Origin of the sequence: Acinetobacter sp. ANC 4178 (assembly GCF_004331175.1) — a bacterium.
Classification (GTDB): domain Bacteria; phylum Pseudomonadota; class Gammaproteobacteria; order Pseudomonadales; family Moraxellaceae; genus Acinetobacter.
On record NZ_SJOD01000007.1, the window covers coordinates 23,242 to 43,479 of the forward strand.

The following is a 20,238-nucleotide window of genomic DNA, read 5'->3' on the forward strand; positions in this document are numbered from 1 at the left end:
ATAAGCTTGATTACTCTCTATTATTGATGCACCAAACTTAAAAGTCCCGCAGCACAACTAAATAGCACAGCAAAAGTACGGTTCATGTATTTTTGCTGTTTTGGGGATTTCAACAGTTTCAACACCTTTGCCGCTAAACCTGTATAGCCCGCCATCACAATCAGGTCGATACTGATCATGGTTACGGCCATCATTACATACTGAATCCACTGTGGTTTAGACAAGTCTAAGAACTGGGGCAATACCGCCAATAAAAATACGATTGCCTTTGGGTTGCTCATATTCACCAAGAAACCGTAACCCACCAGTTTGGGAATCGACTTAGCCACTTGTTGCTCCTGCTCAATTTGAATGGACTGTACAGGTGCCTTCCACTGCAAATAAGCCAAATACAATAAGTAGCCCACACCAAACCACTTCACCAACAGAAAAGCCCAAGGCGTTGTGGCAAAAAGCACCCCTACCCCAGCGGCAACAATCCCAATCTGCACCAACAGCGCCAATTGCAAACCAATCGCATTCCAGTAACCACGACGAAATCCATAGTTTAAACCACTCGACATCGACGCAATTGCCCCTGCGCCAGGTGAAACACTAATCACCCAGCATGCCAACATAAACGCTATCCAAACTTGAAAAGACATCGTTACACCACCTCAGAAAGACAGGTCATTATATGACTTTTCACACATTCAATGTGCTGAGAAATTCTCACTCAGGAATAATACAGTTTAGGCTATTCAGCCATGCATGGATCAGGCACAATAAACCCAGCCATACATTGAATAAAAATCAAAGGAGCTATAAATGACCGCACAATCCGTAATTTTACCCTTACCTTCAGATCATGCCCGTTTTATCGTATTACGTTTAAAAGATTTAATGTTGCCTGAACTGAAAGAAAAGATCGAAGATTTACTGGACACGCGAGATCGTTTAATTACCCAACACCCGCATGCAGAAATTAAGACTGCGATTGCCTTTGGCCCTGAACTTTGGGTCCAACTCTATTCACAAGTTCCTGAAGGATTCAAACAACTTGATCCAATTCAAGGTGCTTTTGAAATGCCAGCCTTACCTGCGGATATCCTGATTCATATTGCCTCGCAACGTAGTGATATTTGTTTTACTTTAAGCCAAGCCTTCTTCGACGGGATTCAAGATAAAGTCGAGGTTTTGGATGAACGTGTGTGTTTTCGCTATTTTGATGGACGAGATTTGACAGGCTTTATTGATGGCACTGAAAACCCGCAATTTCCTGATGATCGTGCAGAAACGGCACTTTTAGCAGAAGATGCAGGTATTTTTGCAGATGGCTCTTTTGTGTTTGCACAACGTTATGTGCATGATTTAGATAAATGGAAACGTCTAAAAGTCGATGCACAAGAAAATGTCATGGGTCGTTCGAAACTAGAAAGCATTGAAATGGATGATGACGTCAAACCAGAAAATGCTCATATTGCACGTGTTGTGATTGAAGATGATAAAGGTGATGAAATGGAAATTTTGCGTCACTCTTTACCTTATGGCGACGGTAAAGGTGAGCAAGGCCTGTTCTTTATTGCTTATACCAAAAATCTTGGCATCATTGATGACATGTTAAAACATATGTTTGGCACAACTGGCGATGGCATTCATGACCGCCTGTTGCATTTTGTGACCGCAGTAGATGGTGCTTACTTCTTTGCTCCGAGCGAGGAATTGTTGGAAGAGGTTTTGGAAGTCTAGATTACTAATCTTCAAATAATGAATTCCCCCAAGCTAATAACTCGCTCTCTTTAATTATTTGCTTGGGGGTATACATCAAATCGATGTTTAATTCAAATCAATCTTTTTCCCATTAAAATATACATTTTGGCTATCATCCACTTTAAATGACTTAACTACACCTAGTGCTTTGGTTCTGAATAAGCCATTTAAAAAATAAGACAAATAGATAGTTTCTTGTTCACTATCACCTTCACTATATCTAATAACATATAAAACTCTACCATCACTAGAAGCATTAATATAAGTTGTATCAAATCCTCTTTCGCTTATAAGAAAGCGAAGTTCATTATTTTATCGTTGTTTGATATTTCTTTTAACTTCTCATTATTAAGAACATTTTGCTTACACTTTAATTCATTACACATAAATTTATTTTTTTCAAATAAAATTGGGAAAGTTCCTTTTTCGTATATTATTTTTTATCTTTTTGTGTTTTTTTGAAAAAATTTTTATCATTTGAATTAAATAAATAACATTCATTCTCAACATTTATATTATTATCTTGATATGAAAATATTGTTCCAGAAAAACAAACTTTATTATTATTTTGACTAAATTTAACAACAGGCGGTTCTGACGCAATCTCTTCTAATTGATCATCAACAAAATAACCAACATATTGATCTAATGGATATACTTTTCTTGTTGTAGGATCTAATACAATAAAGTATTTAACTTTCCTAGGTATGCCCTTTCCTGTGTCTCTTTCTTTATCAAATACTAAAGCAACTTTATTTTGAGCAAAGTTTACTTTTTGGCTTAATGCATTATTATAAATTTTTAAATAATTATCTGAGCAAAAATCAACATATCCTTGCTCAAATTTACACTTTGCAACTTTTTCTCGCGCAATAGCACCATTAGTAATGTTTTTGTTTTCAACATCAAAATTTTGATTATTCTCTTTAGAGAAACTACAACTGGATACTACTAAACCAATAGAAAATATCATTACTGTTTTTAAAAATTTCATTTAAATTTTCCTATTTGTTTAAATGAAGTGCTTTAATTGAACATCAACTTAATAATAAATATTCTCTAAAAACCTTCTCTTGCATATCACTGTCATATAATTTCCCACCAGATAATCCCAATGCAGCTTTAGCAGCTGCAATTGTATTAGGACTGATTAAGCAAAACTCTATCAGCAATAAACCTTAGGTTGAAAGTAGCTAGATCCAATTAAACATGCTTTTATATGTCAACATACCTGCTAATGTATTGATTCACACTGCCTAGCAACGCTGAGATATTTACTTTACTTCTTTATGCTTCACAAGATACTTTTTATCATTGGAAAAAATTATCAATCTAAAGGTGAGCTTGGATTGATAAATAGTAAACCCTAAACTACTCACCCTTGTCACTATTGAAGCAATAGATTATTCAGCCACTAGTTTTTAAAAAATTCTAATCTAAACTATTATGATCTGTACCATCTAACTAAAAATTAGCATAAATGATCTATTTCACCCCATGCGGCTATGAATAGCAAAATATCCTATGGATGCTCAAAGTAAAGTTATATTAATATCTCTATGTCAATGAAGGTAGATGTGAATATTCACATTTTAGGTCATTTAACAAATTCCCCCTCTGAGTTTAATTTTAGTTTATAATCTTTACCATGCTCTTTATATAAAATCTCGTATTTTTGATTAATTAAAATATTTTTAGAAGCATCTAATGTAATACTCTTAACTAAGCCAAACTTATTCACAGATATAAGGTTTATTTCTGGATTCTCACCTTCACCTGAAGAAGGAGAGGCAATTAATAAAACACCGTTAGTCGTTTCTGCAAAAACAACTGAATCACCATAGCTTGGATTAATAAAATTATAAACTTTAATCAGACTAGCACTTTCAATTAAATTAACACGATTACAACTATTTTTTTGCTCTGATAAAATACAATTGATATGGTCATTTGAGTTATAAGGTAGCGGTGTTATATAGAACCCATCACCATTTTCCATTTTTCTCAATATTTCTGCACTTTTTTTATCTTGATTTAAGCTATTTAACCTAGTCTTATATTCTTGATTATAGCAAGATTCTCGTGCTAAAGCAGCACCCTCGCCCAAACTATAATTTAACCTTCCTTCACACTTGTTATAAGTTTCTTCCTCCCATTTTTTAAAGTCTTTTTCTTTATCATTTCTCTTATCTTTTAATTGTTTTTTCAAAAAAAAATTATCTTTTGAAAGACAGTTTAAATTTTGATTCACATTATCAGATTTACACTTCTTTTCTGAAGCATTTGTACATGAAGATATTAAAATATTCAGACTTACTAAACATAAAATAAGCACATATTTTTTTCCAAGAAAAAACATCTTAAATTCCTTTAAAATCATCTGGTAAAACCACCTTAAATGGTTTTGGCATTTTACTTTTTAACTCTTTAACTGTCCCGTGCGCATGCACAGCTTTACCATTTCCAAAAACCAATCCACTTTTAACTGCTTGATCATGAAATTCATCTACCCACATTTTTCTATTATATGTATCAGAATAATATTTATTTGCATAATGCAGATTTTCTCCAATGATAGATCTCTTACCTTTCGATCTTTCTATTAAATATGAATTAACAAATTCTTTAATCCTTACACTAACATGAGTAAATGGCATACTCTGAACAGAACCATAAGGCTCTAAACCTTTAGGTCCAGTAATTTTAGAGAATTGTCTATGCGCGTTAACAACACTTCTCACTGATTCACCCCAAACACCTGATTTTGTTCTATTTAATATAGTATCAACAACTCCTGCAGCTTGTTCATAGAAAAATTTCTCAGTTTTAAATTTTATTACTTCTGTTTCTGCAACTTTCATAATATCAATAATATCATTTCGGGATAACACCAACTTCCCATCTAATTGTGGTAAAGATATATTGTCAGGTTGTGCAATAACACCAGCACAAGAGAATAGTGAACCTTTATTAGCTTTGTTTACTATATTAAATAACTTATCCCCATTAAGATCAGAAACTGTTTTTTTAAAAAAATTATTATTAAAATACTCTTTCGAGAATCCCATTATATCAAAATGTACCCAAGTTACCGCTCCTTCATCTCCATTATTAAATACTTTTGGCTCTAAATAAATCCTATTTAGACTCCTCTGCTCTGTTGCACCCATTTTTTTAGCCATTATCTCTTTTCTAATAAATTCCATATCTACCAATTCCCTTGTTCTCTTTCCTTTTTTATTAAAATGAATATCAAGAGCCAAACCCATATGGTTTACAGTTGTCCTTTTCTTTATTTTATTGTTTTCTATACACCTATAACCAGATGCAATATAAGCCACTTCAATTTTATTCTTATGAAAATCATTCTTTAAATAAAAATTTAAGGCTTTCAATATCCAGATTAATGATCTGTGTAAGCCTGAATACTCATTCGCTTTAGCTAAACCAGATTTTTCCCCCATTCTTCCATTACCAAATCCTGTGCATTTTCCACAATCACAACTAGCATTACTCATGAAACTAGCTATTGGATAATCTTTATACATTTGATCTAAAGCCACTAAAACAGAACCACAAATTTTTCCAGTTTCAGGAACCCCCATATAGTCCCGTTGGAATTGCTTAATACATTTTGCGGTTAGCTCGGTAAACTCATCTGTAGGCAAAGCTCCGCCAAAACCTGCTAAACGAATATTCACCTCTCGAATAAGCTCACTAGTACCGCTTGAAATACATTGTGGATTGGTTTTACATAAATTTGGAGCATCTGCTTTCGGAGTTCCACCATCCTGACTGCGATCATCAACCGTTAATATTTTGGAAACAGTATTTGTGGCTTCATTTAACGTTTTCTTACCTTCTTCATAAAGTTCATTGACTTGCTTTAAAATTTCATCACCTAAAATTCCTTTAGCTTGTTTAGGCTGTGAACTTACCTGAGAGGATTTCTTTACGTCTGGACTTGTTGAGGCATTAGCGCTTGGTGTTTTATTCTTTTTCTGTATTGCCTGCTTATTTTTTTCTTGATGTGTATGATTCCCCGTTGCAGGAATATTTACATCCAACTTAATAACTTGACCAATACTGATCTTATTCGGATCATCTATCTTATTTAAACGCGCCAATGCACGAACTGTTGTGTGATTTTTTTGGGCAATTTCAAATAACGTTTCACCTTTTTTTACAACATGAGTTTTTCTCTTATACTGCCCACTCTTTCCCTGATTTGTTAATGTCTTTAAATCTAAAAGTACTTTTGGGCTAGTAATCTTTACCAACATTCTATCTTTAGACAGAACAAAACTTTGTACTCTTACCATTAAACCATTAAACATACTTTTGACATAAACATCCAATACCGTGCCTTTATCTCGGCTAATTTCGACAATACATCCCGATGAATTCGTTGCACCTGCGGCAATAACTTGCCCAGTTTTCTGATTTTTTACCTGATATTGTACTTTCGAGATCGGACTAGCAAATAAGTCAAGAATCTGTATAGTTACTAATGATTTTTTCTTCATTTTTAAGCCTTTTAATCTTCGTTATTATTCATTTCAAGATCCTCGGTACTATCATTTTGATTAACTAAAAAATCATCCTCATCAAAACTTTCAATTTGTAACCCCCACTCATCATCCGAGCCGACTAGGACTTGAACCTTCGCTGGATCTGCTGTATTAATTTTTCCTGTACGACCATGCTCATCAATTGTTCCTGAAGTAAATGAATTCGTATCTGGAATAAATGCCTTATAACTGAGCTGACCAAAGTCACTGGCCCAAAATAAATCGTAAACATCTAAACGATTACTAAAAGTTGGAGTATTAGGTAGTTGAGGCAACTCATATGAAACTTTTGCTCCCCCCGTAAACAAATGCTGCCCAGCTTTACTCTCAAACTTACCGCCTGTTGTTGAAAATACGCCATCTGCATTAATTTTGAGCTGAGACCCACCCGCTGTTAGTACAATTTCTTTTGGACTTGTAAGTTCAATTTTATCTTCAGTAGAAATGAGCTTGATGACCTTCTTGGCGATTGCTTCAATCGCATCATCCTGTGCTTGTAACTCCAATTTTCCTTTTGCGGCATAAGCTTTAAAACCCTTTTGTGCGGCAAACAAGCTAATTTTGTCTTGTGCATGTCCAATAATATTTTTCTGAGCACTCAGGTTAATTGAACCACTGGCACTCTCCGCAATGTCCTGCGAAGCTTGCAAAATAATGTTTTCAGGTGTTGTTAAAGCAATCCCATTAGGTGATGCTAATAACATCAATGCCTGTCTAAAAATCTTGCCTTGTTCTTGCTGCTTTGCATCAGAACTACTTTCTAGACCTTGGGTATATCCCTCCATAAAGCCTTGCAAAGAATCTAATGCTTTGGATGGTGTAACTTCTAGTTTATTTCCTTTGCGAAAAGTTCCACATGCACTCATCAAGTCAAAATCTTGAATATCAACATTGGCTAAAACTTTTCCAACTTCCTGAATACTCTCAAAAGGGTTTTGCTGAATTCGATCCTTGATACTTGCCAATTTACCTTTAACCAGATCAGCTCCATGTTCTTCAACATTTTCAATAAATGCTTTTAAATTTTCAGCAGCATCTTTGGCATCACTAAAGAACGTATTGAACTCCTCTACAACGGTTTTGGTATCTCCCCCGAATGCCCCAATATCTGCAATAAAACCACCACAATCTTTTAATGCATGAATTGGATCTTTATTCATACTTTCTTTGAACAGATTTAATGTGCTTTCTAGCGCTTGCCCTGTGGTTTTTAACTCGAGTGATTGAATAAACTTCGGCAACCGATGAATTACATTCAAGGCATCCGTTTGCTGTTTCACCGCAATTTCACTCAGTACATTCATACTGTCATAGCCCTGTGAAAGCAAAGACTGTGCTTGGGCTGCTTCTAAGTGGTCAGCAATCGCTTGCTCTTGTGCATAAGTACTAATCAGCATGCCTTTGCCAGCACGCACTGCTCCCCAAGCATCAGTTCTGAGTTCAAACCCCTCCCCACGACCACTACTTTGCTCAGTTTCTTTAGGATGACTGAGATTACCCAAATTCAGCTGGGTTGCAGCATGGCTGCTTTGTAACTGGGCACTGATCTGACCCGTCGTATCATCAAAACGCAACTGATTAAAACCGCTCCCATCCACCTCCTGAGAACGTATTCCACTTAATTTCTTCGTCGAAGGTAATTGTCCTTTTACATCAAAACGCGTTGGATAACGTTCAGCTTCATGAATACGTCCAGTAACAAAAGGCCGATCAACACTGCCATCAAAGAAATCAATCACCACCAATTCACCCACACGTGGCAGAAAACGGACACCATAGCCTTCACCTGCCCATGGCGTTAAAACATCCACCCATGCTGAATCCGTGTCATTTTGATTACTACCTGCACCTTCGTCATGCTGATGATCGGAAGATTGGGTAAAGAGAAAACGAACTTTAATTCTCCCCCATTCGTCCACATAAATTTTCTCGCCTTCTGGTCCAACCACACGAGCATGCTGCGGGTAGGCAATTGGGCGATGTTTTAGGGGATGATATTCAGGTAGAATTCTTATTTGTCGACGGACTAGCATCAATTCATTGGCTTGACGCTCTTCAGATGATTTGCGAGAAAAATGACTAGACTCCAACAAATGACGCAATTGATTGTGTAATTCAACGGGCAAATTGTTTTGGTTATAGAACTGCTTTTCGTAAATCACAAATTGCCGATCGGCACCTGTGTGTTGATCAATTTCAGGATGTCCTTGTAATTCAAACCAATAACCCACTTGCGCATCACGCACACTCGTCTGCGCTTTAAAATATTTGGCACAAGCGGCTTGATACTGCCCCAAATTCGCATTGAGTTTTTCTAATTGCTGCGCCCCTGATGCTGTGGTCTGATCTGCGCCCGTAAGGTCTGAAATCCAAGCAGGCGTAATTGACCATGCCTGTTCCAAGCTGAGGCTTTCATTGGCATAACTTTCACTCTGCTGATGGCTGCTCAACAATGAGCCACTTCCATCATCCTGTTGCAAAGTATCCGCTTGCCAACGTTGAACCGAACTGGCAGTCGACTGTAATTGTCGATGTGCTACTAAACTGGTCATACTATCAAAACGCTCGGTAGCATGACTGCGATGAAAACGGATAATGCCCCGATTCAAAGCAGTAAATTGCAACTGATCATCTATCAATCTTAACTTTTGTGACTCAATCGCTTGCAAAGCATGGCTGACTATCAGACTGGTTTCATCGACCAGCCAATTGATACCCTCACTACGCCATAGACGGGTTAAAAAATCATAATCGGTTTCGTTCGCCTGCATCACAAATGGACGAACGTCATAATTTTGAGTTAACCCTGAAAGATCTAAACTCAGGCTAGCATTAAACAGCGCACTTTTTTCCTGCCATTCCTTAAATAGAATTTCACTAATTTCAGGCACGCTTTTATTCATAAATACGCGACTATTACGTCGCTTATGCCAAAGTGCGGTTGCATCTTGCAACACCAAGCGATAAACCGTAAAAGCCCCATCGCTTTGTAATTGGCTGGCTTGGGTAATGATGCCCGTGATCCGTGCCAATTGCCCCATATCGGTCACTTGGTCAACTGCCACTTGGCAACCTATAAATTGCTTTAAGGTCAGATGAGCATTGGTTGATAAACAGATTAATTCGAGTTCTAAGCCAACATTGAGCGCATGTTTCCCCTCAATACGCTGTAGAAAGACCTGCGTATTCAGCTCCGCATTGGAAAATTGGACGTGAATAGCCCTTTTAAGTGTCGTTAGACCGAATTGGTCTAAAACACGATGAATATGATTCAACATAGTTGTAATTCGTTATTAAAAGTTATACGTATATTAAGCGCGACATTCTAATGAACCGCCCAAATCTACGTCTAGCTCTTTTTGTAGTATTTTTATTCCATGTCTACACATACTTTTGAGAAATGTTTTAGGCTCAACACTTATCCATAAAAAAGAGGCTTACGCCTCTTTTTTAATTTTTATCAACTGATTGGATTAAAAGGTAATCCGACGATATTGGCGGTATTCTGGTTTCCAGAAATTCACCTCAATCGCTTCATGTAATAATTCATCGCTGACCATCGGTGCAACGCCTGCGTCCATGGCTGCTTTTGCCACTTTAAATGCAATGATTTTAGAAACTTTTTGAATATCATTGATATCTGGTAGTAAATCTGCATCAGGGTCACTGAGTTTAGGAGAGCAATCTGCCAAGGCATTGCTTGATGCCATGAGCATACTGTCCGTTACACGAGTTGCACCAGAAGCCACCACACCCAAACCAATCCCCGGGAAGATATACGAGTTATTGCATTGTGAAATGTTATAAATTTTGCCTTGATAGTTCACTGGCGCAAACGGACTTCCTGTGGCAATTAATGCACGCCCTTCGGTCCACTGCACAATATCCGCAGGCACCGCTTCTACACGTGAGGTTGGATTCGACAATGGCAATACAATTGGTGATTCGCAATTGCTCGCCAAGGTCTTAATCACTTCTTCAGTAAATAGACCTGGTTGACCCGAAACACCAATCAATACCGTCGGTTTGGCCTGTTTCACCACATCTAATAAAGAAATATGTTCTTCGGCATTACCCCAAGTCGCAATCACTTCAAGTTTTTGCGCCAATTTACGTTGAAAATCAAGTAAATTAGGCTGATTTTCAGTGATCAAGCCAAAACGATCCACCATGAACACACGTGCACGTGCTTCCGCTTCAGTTAAACCCTCTGCCACCATTTGCGCAACGATTTGCTCTGCAATACCACAACCTGCTGAACCAGCACCTAAGAAGGTAATAATTTGGTCTTTGAGTTGTTTGCCTGCCGCACGTGATGCCGCAATTAAACTACCCACCGAAACAGCAGCTGTACCTTGAATATCATCATTAAAGCAACAAACTTGATCACGATATTTATTCAATAAAGGCATCGCATTATTTTGCGCGAAATCTTCAAACTGAATCAGTGCTTTCGGCCAACGACGTTTAATCGCTGCCATCACTTCATCCACAAAGCTATAGTACTCTTCACCACTGATTCGTGGCTGACTCCAGCCCATATAGATAGGATCATTCAGCAATTGCTGATTGTTGGTGCCTACATCTAAGGTAATTGGCAATGTATAGGCTGGGCTAATCCCACCACATGCGGTATAAAGAGAGAGCTTCCCAATTGGAATGCCCATTCCGCCAATCCCTTGGTCACCCAGACCTAAAATGCGCTCACCGTCCGTGATTACAATCACTTTGACATTCTTTTTATTCACATTGTGTAAAATATCATCGATATGTGCACGGTCAGGGTATGAAATAAAAATCCCACGATGACGGCGATAGATATCCGAAAAACGCTGACATGCCTCACCCACCGTCGGTGTATAAATAATTGGCATCATCTCACTCAGATGATTTTCAATCAGGTGATAAAACAAGGTCTCATTGGTGTCTTGAATATTGCGCAGGTAAATATGCTTATTTATCTCATCATTGAAAGCGCAGTATTGTTGGTATGAGCGCTGACTTTGCTCTTCAATCGACTCAATCACATGCGGAACCAAGCCATGTAAATTAAAGCGAGTGCGTTCTTCTTCTGTAAAAGCAGAGCCTTTATTTAATAACGGGAGTTCTAACAGGGTGTTTCCAGCGTACGGGATGTATAAAGGGTATTTCGTCTTCAATTGTGCAGTTGTCATAACCAGTCTCAGTGCGCGCAATCCTCTCAGCAGGATTACTTTACGTCATCAAATTTCCTTCGATTCGGCGTATAGCTTAGCCCTATTTTTTCAGTAATGTATATTTAGATACGTGATAATGGTATTGAAATAATTTCGCTATTAAATGAAGCTTTATTTATTGTTTTTTTATATTTAAAAATTAAACCAATCTTAGAGATATTGCTGATATATTGATAAAATAAAGACATTTAAGTCAGTTAATCATCAAAACGAAAAACATAGATTATCGTTATTTTCTATAATTATATTTTCAACAGTGAATTCCACTTAATCTACTCAGTATTTTTTAAAATGATGATTAAATCAAAAAAAATATAGATAAATAAATATAAAACAAATACTTAGTAAAAATTAAGACTTTTGGCTAATTTCTTTGCTAATTTTTCATCTTACTTCGACGGCTGATTGGGAGGCATCTCCACAAATAGTCCTGTCAATTTACGTACCAAGGGCAGCATCACCAAAACCACGGGATAGGCAATTGCCCACGACATCATCCATGCGGAAAACCAAAGCGATAAAAACGTATCACTCCACCCCAAATTACGTAACATATTAATAAAGGAAATAATGCCACTCATTAAGCAGGAGAGAAAAAAAGGCATCACCCAACCCACAAACTTTGTCGGCAATTTCGGAATATTTCCAATAATTTTAGGACGTTCTCTGGTCATCTGTCGATTCCAAGGTTTTGTATTTATTCACTATGCCATAGTTTCTCAAGCAAGATGTGATGCATCTCATAAAAACCCAGCTAAAAATTTCAAGACGAATAAAAAACATTCTATAGAAAGAGCTCACCTTATAGTCTGAAATTTGCTATATTTGCTGTTTTTCTGCGACATTTATTCTCGACTCATATGAACACGGCAATACAAGCAGCGCTCGATCATGCAGTGCAATCCCTTCAAGCGGAAGGCGTACTCCCATCTGACTGGAACAACAGCAGCACTTTGACGCGTACCAAAGACCGAAGCCATGGGGATTTCGCATCGAATATCGCCATGATTGGTGCAAAAGCTGCGGGTATCAAGCCACGTGATTTGGCCGAAAAAATTCTTGCAGCACTGCCAGAAGTGGCTGATATCAGCAAAGCAGAAATTGCAGGCCCAGGCTTTATTAACTTTTTCTTAAATGCCGATCAGCGTTTTACGGTGCTCGATCAAATCCAAGCGCAAAACACACAATTTGGTCGTACCCAAGTCAATGCAGAAAAACGCATCCAAGTTGAGTTTGTTTCAGCCAATCCAACGTCTAGCCTACATGTAGGTCATGGTCGCGGTGCAGCTTACGGTATGACGGTTGCGAACCTGCTTGAAGCCACAGGTGCAAAAGTTGATCGTGAATATTATGTGAATGACGCGGGTCGTCAGATGGATATTTTGGCAACATCAACTTATTTACGTTATTTAGAGCTAACAGGTCAGGAACTGGTGTTCCCTAAAAATGCCTATCAAGGTGACTACGTTAAGGAAATTGCGCAAAGCATTATTGATAAAGACGGCAATGCCTATGTTCACCCTGTAGCAGACGTCTACAAAGACGTGCCTGAAGATGTGCAATATGCTGAAGAACTCGATGCTGAAGGCAACAAAGTTGTACTTTCTGGCGACAAAGAAAAACATATCGATGGTTTAATTTTTAATTCACAACAATTGACAGGCAAAGGTTATCGCGTTTTCCATCAAGCAGCCCTCAAAGCCATTTTAGATGATATTAAAGATGACTTAGGTGAATTTGGTGTGACCTTTAATCACTGGTTCAGTGAAGCCTCTTTAACTGAAAAAATTGATGAAGCACTCCAAACTCTTGATCAACGTGGTTTCCTCTACGAAAAAGAGGGCAACATCTGGTTTAAATCGACTGAGTTTGGTGATGAAAAAGACCGTGTTGTGAAACGCCGTAACGGTCAAACCACCTATTTTGCCTCTGACATTGCTTACCACTTGAACAAATTACAACGCGGCTATACCGACCTGCTTGATATCTGGGGTTCAGACCACCACGGTTATATTTCGCGTGTGAAAGCAGCGATTGATGCTATGGGCTATGACTCGAAGAAACTGACTGTCCTTTTAGTTCAGTTCGTGAGCTTGTGGCGCAGTGGTGAAATGGTGCAAATGTCTTCTCGTTCAGGTCAATTCGTGACTTTACGTGACCTCCGTAAAGAAGTCGGCAATGATGCTGCACGTTTTTACTATGTCATGCGTAAGTCTGAACAACACATTGACTTTGACTTAGACCTTGCTGTTTCACAAAGCAAAGACAATGCGGTGTACTACATTCAATATGCACATGCCCGTATCTGCCGTATGCTTGAAAAAGCCGCTGCAACGAGCGTAAATTTCAGTGCTGAAACTGCTCGCCAATTTGCGAATAAGTTGGACTTGGATGCAGAAACAGAAGTTCTTGCCAAGCTTGCTGCTTATCCAGAAGTTGTTGCGCGTGCTGCCAATGCTTACGAACCACATCAGGTTGGTAACTACTTGAAGGAATTGGCTGCTTTATTCCACGGTTGGTATAATGAACATAAAGTACTGAATGACGATGCTGAACTTACACAAGCGCGTCTCTTGCTTTCAGTAAACGTACAACAAGTATTACGCAATGGTTTAGAATTGTTAGGTGTATCTGCACCTGAGACGATGTAATTAACAAAGCAACGCTTTGTGCATCGTCGCAAGACCGAAAGCTATGCTTGAGGTAACGATGTAACAAGCAAAGCGTTGCTTTGCACGTCGTCGCAAGACGGAGGGCTATGCCCGAAGTAGCCATGTAAACACTGATGTATTTCTCGCTTTGTGAAACTTAAGTTTTGCAAAGCGATTCTTCATTTTGATACAGCACCTCTTTCCATTGCTTGAGGTCAAGTATTAAAATAAAGAAAAGAATGGGTCAGTCCCTCGTATTGATTAGAAGAAAAGAGGTTTCCACGTGTTTGGAAAAACGCAACGCGGTGTTTCAGAACGACCAAATAAACCGAAAAAACCGCTGATTCCAGCGTGGTTAGGTACGCTTGTGGTTATTCTCATCGTACTCAGTTTTGCAGTTGCTTTAATGCTGTGGAAACCGTGGGCACCTGTTCAACCTAAAAGCCAAGTCACATCTGAACACTATCAGGAAGAAACCAATAAGGATTATCGTTTTTACGATTTGCTGCCACAACAACAAGTCACCCCGATTCCTGAACAGGCTATTCCCGAAAATAAAGATTCAGGCACTGTGGTCATTGTGGAAGCACCGCAAGCAGAACAGGCGGCAAGTAGCACTGCAACTGATTCAATTGAAGCACAAACCAATGCCACACCTGCGGAACATAAACCAAGTTATATTTTGCAGGTGCGTAGCTATCCAGATCCAGACAGTGCCGATGCACGTCGTGCTGAAATCATCTTGAATGGATTATCCGCCGATGTGGTGAAAACCGTTGAAGGCGGTAAAACTTGGTATCGTGTGGTGTCTGGGCCTTATGATTCACAAGAAGCTGCCGTGATTGCACAACAAACCTTGCAGCATAGCGGTATCGACTCCATTGTCGTCAAACGCTAGGCAACATAAAAAAAGATGCTTCGGCATCTTTTTTTATGTTTGAATCATTATAAAGCCTGTTCTTTGCTTTTCGCTCGTGCAAATGCAGGACGTTCGGCTATACGCTGAATAAAGGCTTGAATATTGGGATATTGCCCCTGTGTTCTTGTCAACAAAGCCTGCAAAGGAAAGCTCATCTGAATATCTGCAAAAGAGAACGTACCCGCAAAATAATCATGGGTAGCCAAATAGTTTTCCAAAAATTGCACATGATCTTTTAAGCGGGGTTGAATAAATCCTGCTTTCACCCCTGCGGTAATTTTTTTCGCGACAGGCTTAATCAGAAAAGGAACATGCTGCGGCACATTACTCATCACCAATTGCATGACCAACAGCGGCATTAATGAACCTTCCGCATAATGCATCCAATAACGGTATTGTTGTTTATTGGCATGATCCTGCGGTTTGAACTGTTGCTGTGCATCATACTGTTCTTGTAAATACTCTAAAATCACAGCCGATTCAGCAATACTCTCTTCTCCATCGGTCAAAACAGGTGCCTTACCCAAGGGATGCACCAGTTTCAGTTCAGGCGGGGCCGCAAACGTTACTAAACGTCGATAAAACTGAATCTGATAACTCAGATTTAACTCTTCCAAAGCCCATAAAATACGAAAAGAGCGAGATTGCTCCAAATGATGTAAGGTAATCATGCCCTAGCCTCAATTTACCAATATCGGACAATCACTCAACCGCAGCAATTCTCCTGAACATAAAAAACCTGATTAAATCAGGCGAGTGTGTATTTCTAAACTACGTAATAAGGTCTTGGTAACAGGTGTTTTTTCACTAATCTCAAGGACTTTCTGTTGTAATGCTTCTGACAAAGGCTGCTGAAAGGATAAGCGACGCTCAATCCACTCCTGCCCCTCCTTATTGCCGTGAAACTCCACTTCCACACTAAAGTCACCCAAATCAATTTGCTTATGCTGTGCATACATCCGCAGCGTGATCATGGTACATGACACCAAGCCTGAACAAATAAAATCATAAGGTGCTGGCCCCAAATCCTGTCCCCCAAATGAGGCAGGTTTATCAGTCAGAAAATAATGTGTTCCACTTGAGATGTCGCCTAACCAATGTTCCTCACGTGTGTGAACTTGTGCTTGCGCAATAATACTCATCTTAAGGTTCCTTTGTTATTTTGATGCTTTCATTTTGTCTGGGAAAATAGGAGCTTCTAAACGTGGTCCATCATAATCAGGAATATTTCCAAAGCGTTCATCTTGATTGACCCATTGTTCGCGTGCCAGCTGTAACTCTTCTTGCGTACGCCCGACAAAGTTCCACCACAGTAAAATTGCAGACTCAAAGGGTTCACCCCCAAGCAGTAGAATACGTGCACCCTCATGTAATTCCACGGTAATTTCTGTTACACCTGGTTCTAGTGCCAACATGTTGTCATCATTTAATTCATGACCATTAACAACCGCAGTACCTTCTAATGCCAAAAAGCCATATTCAAATTTAGGATTCAGTGACAAACGCGTCGAGGTAGAAACGGAGGCTTTCATATCAACTCCCAGCAGCTCCGTATGGACTTTCACAGGGGAAACTACATTCAAGAACTCGCCCACCAACACCGTAAACTCCACTTGATCCTGTTCTAAAGTCGGTAATTCTGGGTAATGATCGAAACGCGGTGCCATATTCTGCTTGTCATCCGGTAAAGCAATCCAGAGTTGTGCTGCGTGCATATGGGTTTCTGTTGCAGGGGCAACTTCGGTATGTGAAATTCCATAACCCGCTGTCATCAAATTCACCTGTTTCGGGCGAATCAACTGTTTCGAGCCCAAACTATCCGTATGCATCATGGTGCCTTCAATCATCCACGTGAAAGTTTGCAAGCCAATATGTGGATGCGGCCCAACATCTAAACCATCGCCTTGCGGAAAGCTAACTGGACCTGCATGATCCAAGAAACACCATGCTCCGATCATACGTTTGTGTCGGCTCGGTAAGGCGCGTTTAATGATGGTTCCTTGACCGATTTCTGCTGAACGTAGAGGAAATTCTTGAATAAATTGGTTAATATATTTTTCGCAGTCATCTGAATCTGAGAGTTCAATATAATTACTATTGGTCATGTTGTTATCCTAAATTATATTTTTCCAATGCCATCAGCATAGCGATAACATTTACAAACGACCAGTTCAATTTAAAATTTGCATGCAAATCTTTATCTGAAAGATAAAAATTCCATACAATAAAATACGGCTGTCTATATAATGCAGCGCATTTATCTAATAAAATGAAAAAATATGAACAACAACAAAAAACTTAGCTTTAGATACCTATTTCAATGAAAAATGTGCATTTTATATACAAAACTGTGATTAATGTTTATTATTTGATAAGAATGCATTGTGGATACAATGGAGCAGTAGCCTATGATTAAAGGAGGATATGGACAAACTGAATTGGGTCATAAGCACAGCATTGAATTAGAAAACCGCAATAAAAGTCAGCATACGCCTGACAATAGTTATATTTTACCCTCCCAACTCTGTGAACCTGAAAATCGTGCTGCGATCGTGACTGCATTACAAGACCACAATGCAGTGATTCCTCCACAATTTGAAGAGTGTTATTACAGCTATCAAAATGTGCATCAACGACACCATCTCAGACAAATTAATTTTTTAGCACAACTGTCCTTTCTTTGTTATTTTTTTGCAGATTGGTTTTTATTACCCGATATTGTCTATATTTCAGGCATTGCACGTACAAGCGCAGTGTTGAGCTTTATGCTACTGAATTGGGCCATGTTTAAATACTGCAAAAATATTCTAACCTTAGACTTATTACTGCCAATCTCGAGTGCCTTTGCTGCCACAGTATGGTTCTGGCTGCTCCATCAATCCAGCAGTCCAAGTGTTTATTTTTATCAATATGCTTCGGTCATTTTTATTTTGTTGGGTTGTTTATCTATTCAGGTCCGCTTTCGACCTTCCGTTTTAACCGCCTTACTTATCAGTGCGGTCATTATTTCTGGGGTTATACATCTTAAGAATAGTGCACAACAAACTATTATTTTTTTATTGGTCTATATTCCAATTCTCATCTTCAGCCTATATATCAGTTGGAATAACACCTTAAATGCGCGTCGTACCTTCTTACGCTCTATTTTAGAAGAATGGGACCGCCATATGCTGCGTGAACTGGCACATACCGATGAGCTGACTCAATTAAATAACCGTCGCCAATTCGAATTAATTGCCGACCAAAAAATCCATCAATGGCCACAATATCAATCTATTTGTTTACTCATGTTTGATGTTGATTTCTTTAAACGCATCAATGACAGCCATGGTCATGACATTGGCGATCAAGTTTTACAGAATATTGCAGAAATCGCGCGTAAAGAAATGCGCCGTGAAGATGTTTTGGCACGTTTTGGCGGTGAGGAATTTGTTGCGCTTCTTCCTGAAACCACACTGGAAGATGCCATGATGATTGCCAACCGACTAAGACAAAAAATTGAATCTTCTACGGTACGTATTGGCAATAATATTCAACTTAATTTCACCATTTCGATTGGTGTATCACAGCTTGATCCTGAAGATGTTGATTTACACCTATTAATTAAAGAGGCCGATGTTGCCCTTTATCGCGCCAAACAAAATGGTCGTAATCAAGTGGTCTGTTTTGCCCCATTACCCAATGAGGTCTAACACAATCCCTGTGCAATCAGTCCTCATTTCATTCTTGAACTGCATTCTGTTGCGCTAAGGTCTGTTTAAGATGTTTCATAAATTGTCCGAACTGTGGCAATAACTGCTCGAACAGTGGATGTTGTCGATTCTCCAACAGTGTTTCACCAAACAGCTTTAAACCGACTGCAAATGCAGCGGTCGCTTCAGCATCGAATAATTTTGCCTGTTGCATACGTTCAACAATGGCCAAAATGTCATCGTGATTGCCCACCTTAAAGGCTAGTTTCTCGGTATACGTTGAAGGTTGCCCCTTGGCATCGCAAAGATGTTGTACCGTAATATGATATTGATGCTGTTTCATTTTATTTTCCTCTAGCTAAATGTGATTGATATTCTGATTTGGGCTGCACATTCAAAGTGAGTTCAATTTTCACCAATTGCTGTTGCATTGCATCGACCAACTGCTCTAGATATTTAGATAAATTGTCATGCTCAAAAGCTTTTATTTGCCCAGTTTGTACATCTAAGATTTGAAATTGAGTCTGTTGCTGACGCATCACAAAACTGGCTTTGGCACGCTGATGGTATTGTCGTTCAATCAATTTTGCCTGCTCCAGCTCGGTCAGGACACGATAAATAGTGGCTAAACTCAAACCACTGTGTTGCTGCTGTAGCTGTAAATACAGCTGTTCTGCACTACACGCCGTCGTGGCATCCAATAACTGCTGCAAAATCGAAGTTCTAGCTAAAGAGACTTTTAAATGTGCTTGTTTTAGTAATTCCTGACTCTGCATGTTGAATCTCATGAACAATTAAAGCCGACTAATTGCCACAGCAGCCGCATCAATTTGTGCAGCAATTTGATGCACCGTTTCAGCATCCACTGATTTGGCATTCAACTTTAACCGAAGTGCTGTTTTTAAATTTTCCATAGCACGATGAATATCCATCAATTCATCTTTACTTTGTATATCACGCTTGGTTTCCAACTTTTCTAATAGCTGTTGAATCACCAATTGCTGTTCTTTTAAATGTTCTTGTCCAACATCAGTAATATAAAACTGCTTACGCTCACCTTCTGTCAGTTGCACCTGAACAAAGCCCATATCTTCCAAATACGTTAAAGTCGGATAGATCGTGCCCGCACTTGGACTATAGCCACCACCCACCAACTCACTAATATCTTTAATCAATTCATAACCATGCTTTGGAGCTTGGGCAATCAGGTACAACACCAGCAGTTTCATACGACCAGCTTCAAATAAACGACCACGACGTCCACCATGTGGGCGTTCTGGATGATGGGAGTACGACTCATAGTCATGATGAGAACCATGTTTCATGATGCTTATTCGCTTTATGGATGAATTTACACTTATTAAGATATATCTTTATATATCTTAATGCAAGTAATCAGACTGATCAAATTGTTAGCGAAAAGTTCTACAACATGAATTT

The 20,238-nt window shown here is 38.8% G+C and carries 16 protein-coding genes and 1 pseudogene; 4 read left to right on the forward strand and 13 right to left on the reverse strand.

The window, feature by feature from the left end; translation table 11 throughout:
* Window positions 1-20 precede the first annotated feature (20 nt).
* Window positions 21-644, reverse strand: coding sequence for a LysE family transporter (locus E0H87_RS14410; protein WP_131324227.1), 624 nt, complete (start codon window positions 642-644; stop codon window positions 21-23).
* Between the two features lie 163 nt (window positions 645-807).
* On the opposite strand from E0H87_RS14410, the gene E0H87_RS14415 reads away from it, so the two are divergent.
* Complete coding sequence (locus tag E0H87_RS14415; RefSeq protein WP_131324228.1) at window positions 808-1,728, forward strand: Dyp-type peroxidase; 921 nt, start codon at window positions 808-810, stop codon at window positions 1,726-1,728.
* A gap of 87 nt (window positions 1,729-1,815) precedes the next feature.
* On the opposite strand, the pseudogene E0H87_RS16360 reads toward E0H87_RS14415, so the two are convergent.
* From E0H87_RS16360 to E0H87_RS14445, 6 genes and pseudogenes are all read right to left on the reverse strand, one after another.
* Window positions 1,816-2,743: pseudogene (locus E0H87_RS16360) on the reverse strand (hypothetical protein).
* A 603-nt stretch (window positions 2,744-3,346) separates the two neighbouring features.
* Window positions 3,347-3,856 carry a hypothetical protein gene (locus tag E0H87_RS16305; RefSeq protein ID WP_413773130.1) on the reverse strand — a complete coding sequence of 170 codons (510 nt, stop codon included), beginning with the start codon at window positions 3,854-3,856 and terminating at the stop codon, window positions 3,347-3,349.
* 253 nt (window positions 3,857-4,109) lie between these two features.
* Window positions 4,110-6,275 (reverse strand): LysM peptidoglycan-binding domain-containing protein, encoded by a 2,166-nt coding sequence (locus E0H87_RS14430; RefSeq protein WP_131324231.1) that lies wholly within the window; start codon window positions 6,273-6,275, stop codon window positions 4,110-4,112.
* 11 nt (window positions 6,276-6,286) lie between these two features.
* Entirely contained in the window at window positions 6,287-9,598 is a 3,312-nt protein-coding gene (locus E0H87_RS14435) for a type VI secretion system Vgr family protein (RefSeq protein WP_131324232.1), read from the reverse strand.
* Window positions 9,599-9,793: 195 nt separating this feature from the next.
* Complete coding sequence (locus E0H87_RS14440) at window positions 9,794-11,494, reverse strand: NAD-dependent malic enzyme (RefSeq protein WP_131324233.1); 1,701 nt, start codon at window positions 11,492-11,494, stop codon at window positions 9,794-9,796.
* 431 nt (window positions 11,495-11,925) lie between these two features.
* Complete coding sequence (locus tag E0H87_RS14445; protein ID WP_131324234.1) at window positions 11,926-12,210, reverse strand: DUF2798 domain-containing protein; 285 nt, start codon at window positions 12,208-12,210, stop codon at window positions 11,926-11,928.
* A gap of 186 nt (window positions 12,211-12,396) precedes the next feature.
* On the opposite strand from E0H87_RS14445, the gene argS reads away from it, so the two are divergent.
* Together argS and E0H87_RS14455 are read left to right on the forward strand one after the other, a co-directional pair.
* Window positions 12,397-14,187: an arginine--tRNA ligase gene (gene argS / locus E0H87_RS14450; protein ID WP_131324235.1), complete on the forward strand. Its 1,791-nt coding sequence runs from the start codon at window positions 12,397-12,399 to the stop codon at window positions 14,185-14,187.
* Between the two features lie 283 nt (window positions 14,188-14,470).
* Window positions 14,471-15,085, forward strand: a complete 615-nt coding sequence (locus tag E0H87_RS14455) for an SPOR domain-containing protein (RefSeq protein ID WP_131324236.1) — start codon at window positions 14,471-14,473, stop codon at window positions 15,083-15,085.
* Window positions 15,086-15,132: 47 nt separating this feature from the next.
* On the opposite strand, the gene E0H87_RS14460 is transcribed toward E0H87_RS14455, so the two are convergent.
* The 3 genes from E0H87_RS14460 to E0H87_RS14470 all read right to left on the reverse strand — a co-directional run bounded on the left by E0H87_RS14460 (window position 15,133) and on the right by E0H87_RS14470 (window position 17,211).
* Window positions 15,133-15,777, reverse strand: a complete 645-nt coding sequence (locus tag E0H87_RS14460; protein ID WP_131324237.1) for a glutathione S-transferase — start codon at window positions 15,775-15,777, stop codon at window positions 15,133-15,135.
* 72 nt (window positions 15,778-15,849) lie between these two features.
* Complete coding sequence (locus tag E0H87_RS14465; protein WP_131324238.1) at window positions 15,850-16,248, reverse strand: OsmC family protein; 399 nt, start codon at window positions 16,246-16,248, stop codon at window positions 15,850-15,852.
* A gap of 15 nt (window positions 16,249-16,263) precedes the next feature.
* Window positions 16,264-17,211, reverse strand: coding sequence for a pirin family protein (locus E0H87_RS14470; RefSeq protein WP_131324239.1), 948 nt, complete (start codon window positions 17,209-17,211; stop codon window positions 16,264-16,266).
* 303 nt (window positions 17,212-17,514) lie between these two features.
* Here E0H87_RS14470 and E0H87_RS14475 point away from each other — a divergent pair, with 303 nt between their 5' ends.
* Window positions 17,515-18,798: a GGDEF domain-containing protein gene (locus E0H87_RS14475; protein ID WP_131324240.1), complete on the forward strand. Its 1,284-nt coding sequence runs from the start codon at window positions 17,515-17,517 to the stop codon at window positions 18,796-18,798.
* Between the two features lie 28 nt (window positions 18,799-18,826).
* On the opposite strand, the gene E0H87_RS14480 is transcribed toward E0H87_RS14475, so the two are convergent.
* The 3 genes from E0H87_RS14480 to E0H87_RS14490 are packed head-to-tail and all read right to left on the reverse strand — an operon-like array spanning window position 18,827 to window position 20,123.
* A complete protein-coding gene (locus E0H87_RS14480) occupies window positions 18,827-19,141 on the reverse strand; it encodes a DUF3861 domain-containing protein (RefSeq protein ID WP_131324241.1) in 315 nt (104 codons plus the stop codon).
* 1 nt (window position 19,142) lies between these two features.
* Complete coding sequence (locus E0H87_RS14485) at window positions 19,143-19,574, reverse strand: transcriptional repressor (protein WP_165493976.1); 432 nt, start codon at window positions 19,572-19,574, stop codon at window positions 19,143-19,145.
* Window positions 19,575-19,592: 18 nt separating this feature from the next.
* A complete protein-coding gene (locus E0H87_RS14490; protein WP_131324243.1) occupies window positions 19,593-20,123 on the reverse strand; it encodes a PadR family transcriptional regulator in 531 nt (176 codons plus the stop codon).
* Window positions 20,124-20,238 lie beyond the last annotated feature (115 nt).

Excerpts from the sequence above, each read along its gene's own strand:
- E0H87_RS14410 (WP_131324227.1), bottom strand. The coding sequence starts at position 644 with ATGTCTTTTCAAGTTTGGATAGCGTTTATGTTGGCATGCTGGGTGATT.
- E0H87_RS14415 (WP_131324228.1), top strand. The coding sequence starts at position 808 with ATGACCGCACAATCCGTAATTTTACCCTTACCTTCAGATCATGCCCGT.
- E0H87_RS14430 (WP_131324231.1), bottom strand. The coding sequence starts at position 6,275 with ATGAAGAAAAAATCATTAGTAACTATACAGATTCTTGACTTATTTGCT.
- E0H87_RS14435 (WP_131324232.1), bottom strand. The coding sequence starts at position 9,598 with ATGTTGAATCATATTCATCGTGTTTTAGACCAATTCGGTCTAACGACA.
- E0H87_RS14440 (WP_131324233.1), bottom strand. The coding sequence starts at position 11,494 with ATGACAACTGCACAATTGAAGACGAAATACCCTTTATACATCCCGTAC.
- E0H87_RS14445 (WP_131324234.1), bottom strand. The coding sequence starts at position 12,210 with ATGACCAGAGAACGTCCTAAAATTATTGGAAATATTCCGAAATTGCCG.
- argS (WP_131324235.1), top strand. The coding sequence starts at position 12,397 with ATGAACACGGCAATACAAGCAGCGCTCGATCATGCAGTGCAATCCCTT.
- E0H87_RS14460 (WP_131324237.1), bottom strand. The coding sequence starts at position 15,777 with ATGATTACCTTACATCATTTGGAGCAATCTCGCTCTTTTCGTATTTTA.
- E0H87_RS14465 (WP_131324238.1), bottom strand. The coding sequence starts at position 16,248 with ATGAGTATTATTGCGCAAGCACAAGTTCACACACGTGAGGAACATTGG.
- E0H87_RS14470 (WP_131324239.1), bottom strand. The coding sequence starts at position 17,211 with ATGACCAATAGTAATTATATTGAACTCTCAGATTCAGATGACTGCGAA.
- E0H87_RS14475 (WP_131324240.1), top strand. The coding sequence starts at position 17,515 with ATGATTAAAGGAGGATATGGACAAACTGAATTGGGTCATAAGCACAGC.
- E0H87_RS14480 (WP_131324241.1), bottom strand. The coding sequence starts at position 19,141 with ATGAAACAGCATCAATATCATATTACGGTACAACATCTTTGCGATGCC.
- E0H87_RS14485 (WP_165493976.1), bottom strand. The coding sequence starts at position 19,574 with ATGCAGAGTCAGGAATTACTAAAACAAGCACATTTAAAAGTCTCTTTA.
- E0H87_RS14490 (WP_131324243.1), bottom strand. The coding sequence starts at position 20,123 with ATGAAACATGGTTCTCATCATGACTATGAGTCGTACTCCCATCATCCA.